This is a genomic window from Xenorhabdus sp. BG5 (assembly GCF_015163665.1).
GTDB lineage: Bacteria > Pseudomonadota > Gammaproteobacteria > Enterobacterales > Enterobacteriaceae > Xenorhabdus.
In genome coordinates, this window is the sequence record NZ_JADEUG010000097.1 from 1 (window position 1) to 671 (window position 671).

The window sequence follows — 671 nt, forward strand, 5'->3', positions numbered from 1 at the left end:
CGCTGGATTAACGCAATAAGTGCAACATGCGCCCGGTATAGGCTTCCATTGGCGTCAGCCCATTTAAAATCTTTCTTGGTGTCATATTCAGCCTCAATTCCATATCGCTGATAGCTTGCTCCGTCAGTGGGCCAAAAGCGGTTCCCTTAGGCCATTGGCGACGAACTAAACCATTGGTATTTTCATTCGTTCCCCGCTGATAACTGGCATAAGGCCGGGCAAAATTAATTTGGGCTTTCGTCGATTGACTGACTTTTTCATGCTGAGCGAACTCGCCGCCATTATCCAGCGTGATCGTGTGAACACGTGAAATACGATTCAGTAAGGTATTCATTGTGTTGCAAACTACTTCTGCCGTTTTATCCTGCGTTTTTGCCATGAGTAATAAACGGCTTTTGCGATCAACCAATGTCACCAGATAAGCCCCCTGACCAGAGATGGTATCGCCTTCAAAATCCCCAATACGGGTACGTTTCTCAACGATAACGGGGCGTTGGCTGATATCCACCCGATTCGGGATTAGACACCGGCCCGCTTTCCGTTTTCCGCCTTTCCAACGTGTCTTACCAAAGCGAGGTAAACGCTGATAAAAGAGGCCGCCTGCCTCACGGTTTTCACGAATACGCCGGTAAATTGTGGTATGGCTGAGTGCTATCTCCGGACATTCTAGC

Annotated in this window: 1 protein-coding gene; it reads right to left on the reverse strand. The window is 48.4% G+C overall.

What is annotated here, in order from left to right:
• Positions 1 to 7: 7 nt before the first annotated feature.
• Positions 8 to 671 (reverse strand): IS30 family transposase (locus IQ209_RS17975; protein ID WP_193852539.1); only part of this gene is annotated, 664 nt, incomplete at its 5' end.